Raw genomic sequence first — 7,668 nt, 5'->3', positions numbered from 1 at the left:
TGGCGGAGGGAGAGGGATTCGAACCCTCGATACGGTTGCCCGTATACACGCGTTCCAGGCGTGCGCCTTCGACCACTCGGCCACCCCTCCTGATCCGGCGTTGCCGGGCGCCGCGGACTATAGTCACCGCGCGCGCCGGTGCAAGAGCCTCGGCACCGCGGGTGCGGTCTTGCCAAGGGTGCGGATGCCACCCGGCCTGCATCCAGACCCGGCCGCTCCGGCCTTTCCGGTTGGCGCGTCGATTGCGGGCAATGAGGGACGTGATCGTCATCGGCCACGCGGTCATCAGGAGGCCGGGCGCGGCTGCCCCGCGACCGAAAATGCGGTATCGTTCGATAGTCGACCGGCGGCCAGCCATGGGGAGGAAATGCCGATCATGTCGGAGTCCGGGGAAGACGCGACGATCCGTTCGGGGCTGCTGGCAGTCAGCACCGCGACTCTGACCACGGCGCTGTTCAAGCGAGGGCTGCGCAATACCTTCATCCAGGGCGCCCGGCCGCTCGACGCCAGGCATTGCCGCATGGCCGGTCCGGCCTTCACCCTGCGTTACATCCCCGCGCGCGAAGACCTCGACACGTTGTCCGTCTTCCAGGACCCCAGGCATCCCCAGCGCCACGCGGTGGAGACCATTCCGCCGGGTGCCGTGATGGTCATCGATTCGCGCGGCGATGATCGCGCCGCTTCCGCCGGCGGCATCCTCGCCCGGCGGATGATGGTGCGCGGCGCCGCCGGCATGGTCACCGACGGTGGCTTGCGGGACAGCGGCGAGATCGCCGCCATGGGATTCCCCGCCTTTTGTCGCGGTCCCTCGGCGCCGACCAACCTCGCCTGCCATCACGCCGTCGATATCGACGTTCCGATCGGTTGCGGTGGCGTGGCGGTCTATCCGGGGGACTGGATCGCCGCTGACGAAGAGGGGGCCGTGGTGATACCCCGCGATATGGCCGCGGAGGTGGTTGCGGAGGCGCTGGAGATGACGGCGTTCGAGGATTATGTCGAGCAGCAGGTGGCGGCGGGGCGCTCGATTATCGGGCTCTATCCGCCCAACGAGGCCACCCGCGCCGAGTTCGAGGCAGCAAAGGCGGGCAGGAAGGACAGCGGCACATAGCGCCACCGGCGATCACATACCGCCCACGATGTGTTGACGGCCACCGCCGTTGCGGTCAAATGGCTCCATGACCATATCTCGATCAGTTTCCGGACGCGGTCCATGATCGCATTCCTCGCACGCTTCATCGGCTTCTGGCTGGTTGCCGGCGCCCTGGTTGCGCTGGTGGTCGACGGGACCAAGACGATCGCCGCGTCGACGTTGACCGTGACCCCGTTCGGAACGGCCTGGTATTCGATCAGCCCGTCAAGCCTGATGGCCTCGCAAGCTTTCATCCAGCAGACGGTCGAGACCTATATCGGCCACTGGCTGTGGGATCCGCTCATCCAGTGGATACTCATGCTGCCGAGCTGGCTGGTGCTCGGTTTCGTTGGCGCGTGGCTGCTCTATGTCGGGCGCAAGCGGCGGATGCGTCCGGCCTTCGCGTCCTGATGCCGAATCCCGGCCCGAGTGCCGGAACAAGGAGGTGGTCATGAACATTCTCGATCTCTTCGCCAAGAAGACGGCTATGCCGGCGCCCGGCACCGCCCTGCCGGGCCGGTCGGAGCCGATCCCGACCGCCGAAACCCATTTCGTCAGCGGCAAGCCTTTGAAGGGATCCTCTCCAGAGGGCTTCGAATCGGCGGTGTTCGGGCTTGGCTGCTTCTGGGGCGCCGAGCGGGCTTTCTGGCAATTGCCCGGCGTCTACGTGACCGCCGTCGGCTACGCAGGCGGCGAGACACCGAACCCGACCTATGACGAGGTCTGCAGCGGCCGCACCGGGCATAACGAAGTCGTGCGCGTCGTCTTCGACCCGCGGCAGATCAGCTATCGCGATCTCGTCGGCAAGTTCTTCGAGGCGCATGATCCGACCCAGGGCATGCGTCAGGGCAATGACGTCGGCACCCAGTACCGCTCCGGCATCTATGTCGCGAATGACGGGCAGAAGGCGACCGCGGAGGCGGTGAAGGCGGAATACGCGAAGAAGCTCGCCGAGAACGGCTATGGCGCGATTACCACCGAGATCGTCGCGATGCCGGCCTTCTACTTCGCCGAGGACTACCATCAGCAGTATCTGGCGAAGAATCCGAGCGGATATTGCGGCCTTGGCGGAACCGGGGTGGCGTGCCCGGTGGGGACGAACGTCTCGGCCTGACGACCATGGAGGGTCGCCGTTGGCCTTGCCATGCGCGGCGCGAACCGTGATTGCCTGTTGCTGATTCCGGCCATCCCGCTATTGCTGCCGTCCCGGAGCTGCCGGGACGGCAGTCACCGATCGCCGGAGCCCCGGAATTGACGCACTGCATCGATACGGACGAGGATGTCGGCAAGGCACTCTGGCGGCTGCTGGGCGATGACGTCGCCGCGGCCCGGGAGGCCCTCGCTTCGGCGAAGGACACGCCGGACAAGCGTGTCCATCATGCACGGCAAAGGCTGAAGCGGGCGCGGTCGTCGCTCGGCATCCTCGGGCCCGTCATGGGCCATTCGGCACGCGATCTCAGGCGGTCGATCGCCGCCACCGCCAGGCTGCTGGCGACGGCGCGGGACGCGGATGTCGTTGCTGCGACGGCGCGTGGTCTCCGAGAGCGGCTCGGCGCCGAAGATGACGTCGGGTTTGGTCGGCTGGTGGTCGACCTGGAGCGCAGGGCCGGCGAAGCGCACCAGGTCGAGGCTCCGGTGGAAGAGGTGATCGCGCGGCTGACGGCGATCGAGGCGACGATCGATCAGGCGAGACGCGAGGTTGATGGCGCGGGACTGTTCGACAGGGCGGTGGCGGCCGCCTATCGGGACGGGCGGAAGGCGATGGAAAGCGCCCGTTCGAGCCTGTCGACCTCCGATCTCCACGCTTGGCGGAAGCACGCCAAGACGCTTTGGCACCTGATCGGCCTCGGCGGAAAGCGATTGCCCAAATCGATCCGGCGGATGGCGGACGATCTGGGACGCCTGGGTGATCTGCTGGGTTACGACCACGATCACGCGATCCTGGCCGAGCGACTTGCGCTGTCGCCCGAAGCCAGTCATTTGCTGATGCGCCAGCTCTCGATGATCGCGGTGGAGCGCCGTTCTCTTGAGAATGAGGCTTTCGCGATTGGCGGGAAGCTCTACGGGCGCAAGCCGAAGGCTTTCGCCCGCAAGGCCCGGCTCGACTGACCGTCCAGCATTCCCGGTGCGAGGGTCCGAGCCTAATTGATCGCGGGCCTTGCCGTCGGCAACGGGATGTCGATTTCGGCACCCGCCATTCCGGCTGACGGCTCAGACAATACCGCCCGGCACGCGCCTGGAAGGCCGGCCAGGGTCATCGGCGGCTTCGGCTTCGCCGGCTTCGCCGGTTTTCCCGGCCTTGCGTAGGGTGCCGGGCTCAGCCACCAGGAGAGGTTGGAGCCGCAGCCGTCACCGTCGGGCGGCGGATCCTGCGGCTTGCAGCCCGCCATGCCGGGTGGGCAGGAGAGACGGACATGGAAGTGGTCGTCGTGCAGATACCAGGGACGGACCTTTCTCAGCCAGGCACGGTCGGAACCCGCCGTGGCGCAGAGCTGTTTCTTGATTCCGGCATTGACGAAGATCCGCTCGACCTCCGGATAGCTCGCGGCGCGCTTGATCAGCCGGGTGTGGGCGCTGGTCCACTTTGACCGGTCGAGCGTGACGTTGGTGCCCTTCCTGATATAGGAGGTGGCGCTGATCGTCTCGCGCTCCTCCGGCGTCAATGTCCGGCCGGGCATCGGATCGAACCAGATATCGACGTCGAGGCCGATCTGATGGCTCGAATGCCCGAACGGCATCGGCCCGCCGCGCGGTTGTGACATGTCGCCGATGAGCAGGCCCGGCCAGCCGTCCTTCGCCCGGGCGTCCGTCGCCAGGCGCTCGATATAGTTCACCAGGGAAGGCATGCCCCAGTTGCGATTGCGCGACAGACGCATCGCCTGCCAGGCCGGACCATTGACCGGGAGCGCCACTGCGCCGGTGAGGCATCCGCGCGAATAGAAGCCGATGCTGCCGGGGGCCGTATCGGTCGGGGTCACCACACGGCCGAAAAGCTCCTTGGCCGGCGTCGAATCCTGAGCGAAGGCGGTCGTCCCGATCAGGCCCAGGGCCGACAAAACGCTGGCGATCAAGGCAATGCGCATGGCGTGCGCTCCCGGCGAGTTTTTCCGCGGCATGGTTCACCACCGTCGTCAAGGAACGATTAACCGGCCATCGATCGTCTCTTGGCCGGTCCCATTATCGGCGAGAAGATGGCCTGGGCAAGGCCGCGGGCCGGTTTGGGCTTTGGCAACCGGGCGAGCGATGACAGAATAGCGAATGCGCGCCATGTCCATCTCACGTCCGGGTGAACGCCTCCGCCTCGTCGAGCGGGACATTCCGGTGCCCGGCCCGAACCAGGTGCTGGTCCGGGTGCGGGCCTGTGGCGTCTGCCGCACCGACCTGCATCTGGTCGACGGCGAGTTGCCACTATGCAGCTACCCGATCATCCCCGGCCACGAGATCGTCGGAGAAATAGCGAAGCTTGGCCCGGGCTCCTCGGGCTTCGGCATCGGCGAAAGGGTTGGCGTTCCGTGGCTTGCCTCGACATGCCGCCATTGCCGTTTCTGCCTGTCGGGCGAGGAAAATCTCTGCGACGAGGCGCGGTTTACCGGCTGCCACGTCGATGGCGGCTATCAGGATTATGTCCTTGCCGATTATCGCTACTGCTTCCGCCTGCCGGGTGGCTATGAGGATGCCGAAGCCGCGCCGCTGCTCTGCGCGGGCTTGATCGGCCATCGCGCGCACCGGATGGCTGGCGCTGCCGAGCGCCTTGGCATCTACGGGTTTGGGGCGGCGGCCCATATCATTGCCCAGGTCGCCGCATTTCAGGGGCAGCGGATTTTCGCCTTCACCCGCGCCGGTGATCGGGCCGCGCAGGAATTCGCCATGGGGCTCGGCGCCGAATGGGCTGGCGATTCGGATATCGGCCCGCCGGAGCCGCTCGACGCGGCGATCATCTTCGCCCCGGTCGGCCCCCTGGTTCCGGCGGCGCTTCGGGCCGTTCGCAAGGGGGGACGGGTCATCACGGCCGGCATCCATATGAGCGAGATACCCGCCTTTGCCTATTCGATCCTCTGGGGCGAGCGGATGGTGAGATCGGTTGCCAACCTGACTCGCGCCGACGGCGAGGAATTCATGCGCATCGCCGACCAGGTGCCGATCAGGACATCGGTGACGCCATTGCCACTCGATCAGGCCAATGAAGCGCTCGATCGTCTGCGCAGTGGAGACATCCAGGGTGCCGCCGTGCTGATTCCCTGACCGGCGCCGCGGGCGAAATGGAAGGAGAGGGATATGATTACCGAGATGAAGGGCATGCCCGGCCGGGTCCTGGGCTTCTCCCTCGAGGGAATGATTACCAAGGACGATTATCACGACGTCCTTATCCCGACCGCCGAGGCGGCGCTCAAGGAAGGCCACAAGCTGCGGCTGATGATCGTCGCCGGTCCTGGTTTCGAAGGATATGAGCCGGGTGCCATGTGGGACGACACGGCCTTCGGTTTCAGGCATTTCTTCGATTTCGAGCGGATTGCCTTTGTGACCGACAACGAAGGCTACGGAGCCGCGGTACGCGCCGTTGGTTTCCTCATGCCTGCGATGGTTCAGGTCTTCGCGGTGAAAGACATCGAGGAAGCCAAGACCTGGCTGGCCGCGTAGCCGGTCACAGTCGTGCCCGATTTCTGCAACGAAGATTCCGCATGATCGTCATCATGCGGACGTTCGACCTCCCTAGGCTTGCGGCACACTGCGGGACTTTGAGGAGGGTAGAATGTTCAAGCCGATCGAAAACCTGCCGGATGGAGCCATAGGTTACCTTGCCAGCGGCCGCGTCAGTCGCGAGGATCGCACGCGGATTCTCGAAGCGGGGATAGAAGGCGCGATTGAAGCCAGCGGACAGGTCAAGCTGCTTTATGTCGTGGCATCCGACTTTGCCGGTTACGAGCCCAATGCCTTGCTGGACGACGCTGTCTTCGGCACCCGCCATTTCCGCGACTTCGAGCGGATCGCTTTTCTCGCCGAGGACGGTCCCTATCGTCGAGCGGCACATGCCATGGACGGCCTGATACCGGCTTCGCTGAAGGTGTTCCCGGTCCGGGAGATCGAGGCCGCCAAAGCCTGGCTTGCCGCCTGAGGCGGCGAGGCCTTCGGTCGCCCTAGAAGCGGCCGCCGGTCCTGAAGCCGCCGCGGCTGCGCGGCGGCGAAGGCATCGAAGGCCGGCTCGGGCTGCTCGGGAATCGCAAGCCGCCGCCAAAGCTTCCGCCACCGCGCGGCGGCTTCCGAACGCTGAATCCCTTGCCGAGCGCATCGTTGAGATTCTTCGACGTCATCGCGCCCTGAAGCACGCTGGTGATGATGCTGCCGATCAGTGCGCCGTCGGCGAACTGACCGCGCGGATTGCCATAGCCGGAGCGGTGAAAATTATCGCGAGACTGCTCCAGTTCCGCCCGCTTGCGCGCGAGATCCACTGCCGCCTTCCGCACTTCTTCGGCTTCCGCCTCGCGGCGCGCCAGCTTCGGCTCGATGTCGCGGAGCGTCCTGACGATCTTCTCGTCCTCCGGCGTCTCCGTCGCCATCGCCTGCTTGTAGAGGGAGGCCAGGTCTTCGCGGGCAATCGCCGTCGCGAGGCCTTCGACGGCGGAATTGAGCGAAGCGTCCTTTGAGCCATCGAGAAGGTCGGTCTGGCGTTCGTCGAGGGCGGTGAGCTTCGCTTCCAGTTCCTCCACCGCGGCGTCGGCCTTCTCATGCGCCTCGGTCGCCGCCGTGGCCGCAGCCTCCAGCGCCACGATGCCATCCGCCTCCAGCGCCTTGCGCTCGAAAGCCTCGCCTTGAGCACGCGCTTCCGCGGCGGCCTGCTCCAGCCGGTTGGCGTGTTCGCGAAGCCGCTTCGGGATCTCGTTGAGCATGTAATAGTTGGGCCGCGCCGTATCGTAGTCGATCAGTCTCGCGACCTTGGCGTCGAAGAACCGGACGATTGCCCAGGCACTGTAGTCGGATGTTCCGTAGCCGCGCGACCACAGGTAGGAGAAAAGCGGATCCTCGTCGTAGGGCTTCCGCTTCTCGTCACGATCGGCTTCCGACTGGCTCGCTTTTTCCGCCGCCGCCGCGGCTTTGGCTTCAGCTTCGCTGACGAGCCGCGACTGCTCGAGCCATCCGTCGTCATGGGCCAAGCGGTCTTTTGTTCTGTCGGCCTGATCCTCGACGGCTTCGACCGCCTTTCCGAGCCTTTCGGCCGCCGCGTCGCGCGCCTTTTCGGCCGCCGCCATGGCTGCGACCAGGTCGGAGCGATCGCTGGCCAGGGCATCGAGAGTGGTCTTCCGCTTGCGCAGGGCTTCGAGAGCGTTCCGTTCCGCCGAATCGAGGCGGCCGACGACTTCGTCGCGCGCCAGCGCGTCGAGCTTCAGTCGCGCGAGCGCCCGGAAGGCTTCGGCCTGCTGGGCGCGCATGCGCGCCGCGTCCTCGGTGGCCGAGGTCAGCATCTTGGTCAGCCGGTCCTCGTCCCGGCGGGCGCCGAGGATCGCCTGTTCGATCGAGGAAAGCGCCTTGCTGGCCGGGATCAT

The 7,668-nt window shown here is 66.0% G+C and carries 9 protein-coding genes and 1 tRNA gene; 7 read left to right on the top strand and 3 right to left on the bottom strand.

Annotation, left to right across the window (positions count from 1 at the left end; translation table 11 throughout):
• Positions 1–90: transfer RNA gene (locus KDJ86_RS09545), tRNA-Ser, on the bottom strand.
• Between the two features lie 286 nt (positions 91–376).
• Here KDJ86_RS09545 and KDJ86_RS09540 point away from each other — a divergent pair.
• From KDJ86_RS09540 to KDJ86_RS09525, 4 genes are all read left to right on the top strand, one after another.
• Positions 377–1,108, top strand: coding sequence for a ribonuclease activity regulator RraA (locus KDJ86_RS09540; RefSeq protein ID WP_291745016.1), 732 nt, complete (start codon positions 377–379; stop codon positions 1,106–1,108).
• A 102-nt stretch (positions 1,109–1,210) separates the two neighbouring features.
• A complete protein-coding gene (locus tag KDJ86_RS09535) occupies positions 1,211–1,540 on the top strand; it encodes a hypothetical protein (RefSeq protein WP_291745014.1) in 330 nt (109 codons plus the stop codon).
• A 40-nt stretch (positions 1,541–1,580) separates the two neighbouring features.
• Positions 1,581–2,243 carry a peptide-methionine (S)-S-oxide reductase MsrA gene (msrA, locus tag KDJ86_RS09530; RefSeq protein WP_291745013.1) on the top strand — a complete coding sequence of 221 codons (663 nt, stop codon included), beginning with the start codon at positions 1,581–1,583 and terminating at the stop codon, positions 2,241–2,243.
• A 137-nt stretch (positions 2,244–2,380) separates the two neighbouring features.
• Positions 2,381–3,238 (top strand): CHAD domain-containing protein, encoded by an 858-nt coding sequence (locus tag KDJ86_RS09525; RefSeq protein WP_291745012.1) that lies wholly within the window; start codon positions 2,381–2,383, stop codon positions 3,236–3,238.
• A gap of 32 nt (positions 3,239–3,270) precedes the next feature.
• Here KDJ86_RS09525 and mepA read toward each other — a convergent pair whose 3' ends face one another.
• Complete coding sequence (gene mepA / locus KDJ86_RS09520; RefSeq protein WP_291745010.1) at positions 3,271–4,212, bottom strand: penicillin-insensitive murein endopeptidase; 942 nt, start codon at positions 4,210–4,212, stop codon at positions 3,271–3,273.
• A gap of 175 nt (positions 4,213–4,387) precedes the next feature.
• Between mepA and KDJ86_RS09515 the strand changes: the two genes are divergently transcribed.
• From KDJ86_RS09515 to KDJ86_RS09505, 3 genes are all read left to right on the top strand, one after another.
• Positions 4,388–5,371 carry a zinc-dependent alcohol dehydrogenase family protein gene (locus tag KDJ86_RS09515; RefSeq protein ID WP_291745008.1) on the top strand — a complete coding sequence of 328 codons (984 nt, stop codon included), beginning with the start codon at positions 4,388–4,390 and terminating at the stop codon, positions 5,369–5,371.
• A 33-nt stretch (positions 5,372–5,404) separates the two neighbouring features.
• Complete coding sequence (locus KDJ86_RS09510; RefSeq protein WP_291745006.1) at positions 5,405–5,767, top strand: SpoIIAA family protein; 363 nt, start codon at positions 5,405–5,407, stop codon at positions 5,765–5,767.
• A 112-nt stretch (positions 5,768–5,879) separates the two neighbouring features.
• On the top strand, positions 5,880–6,242 hold the full coding sequence (locus tag KDJ86_RS09505; RefSeq protein ID WP_291745002.1) for a SpoIIAA family protein: 363 nt from the start codon (positions 5,880–5,882) through the stop codon (positions 6,240–6,242).
• 22 nt (positions 6,243–6,264) lie between these two features.
• On the opposite strand, the gene KDJ86_RS09500 is transcribed toward KDJ86_RS09505, so the two are convergent.
• Positions 6,265–7,668 carry a hypothetical protein gene (locus tag KDJ86_RS09500; RefSeq protein WP_291745000.1) on the bottom strand — a complete coding sequence of 468 codons (1,404 nt, stop codon included), beginning with the start codon at positions 7,666–7,668 and terminating at the stop codon, positions 6,265–6,267.

The sequence above is a fragment of the Bauldia sp. genome (assembly GCF_020442045.1).
Lineage (GTDB): Bacteria > Pseudomonadota > Alphaproteobacteria > Rhizobiales > Kaistiaceae > Bauldia.
The sequence above is the reverse complement of the archived record's forward strand: the minus strand, read 5'-3'. Positions and strand labels throughout refer to the sequence as shown.

Excerpts from the sequence above, each read along its gene's own strand:
- KDJ86_RS09540 (WP_291745016.1), top strand. The coding sequence starts at position 377 with ATGTCGGAGTCCGGGGAAGACGCGACGATCCGTTCGGGGCTGCTGGCA.
- KDJ86_RS09535 (WP_291745014.1), top strand. The coding sequence starts at position 1,211 with ATGATCGCATTCCTCGCACGCTTCATCGGCTTCTGGCTGGTTGCCGGC.
- msrA (WP_291745013.1), top strand. The coding sequence starts at position 1,581 with ATGAACATTCTCGATCTCTTCGCCAAGAAGACGGCTATGCCGGCGCCC.
- mepA (WP_291745010.1), bottom strand. The coding sequence starts at position 4,212 with ATGCGCATTGCCTTGATCGCCAGCGTTTTGTCGGCCCTGGGCCTGATC.
- KDJ86_RS09515 (WP_291745008.1), top strand. The coding sequence starts at position 4,388 with ATGCGCGCCATGTCCATCTCACGTCCGGGTGAACGCCTCCGCCTCGTC.
- KDJ86_RS09510 (WP_291745006.1), top strand. The coding sequence starts at position 5,405 with ATGATTACCGAGATGAAGGGCATGCCCGGCCGGGTCCTGGGCTTCTCC.
- KDJ86_RS09505 (WP_291745002.1), top strand. The coding sequence starts at position 5,880 with ATGTTCAAGCCGATCGAAAACCTGCCGGATGGAGCCATAGGTTACCTT.
- KDJ86_RS09500 (WP_291745000.1), bottom strand. The coding sequence starts at position 7,668 with ATGATCCCGGCCAGCAAGGCGCTTTCCTCGATCGAACAGGCGATCCTC.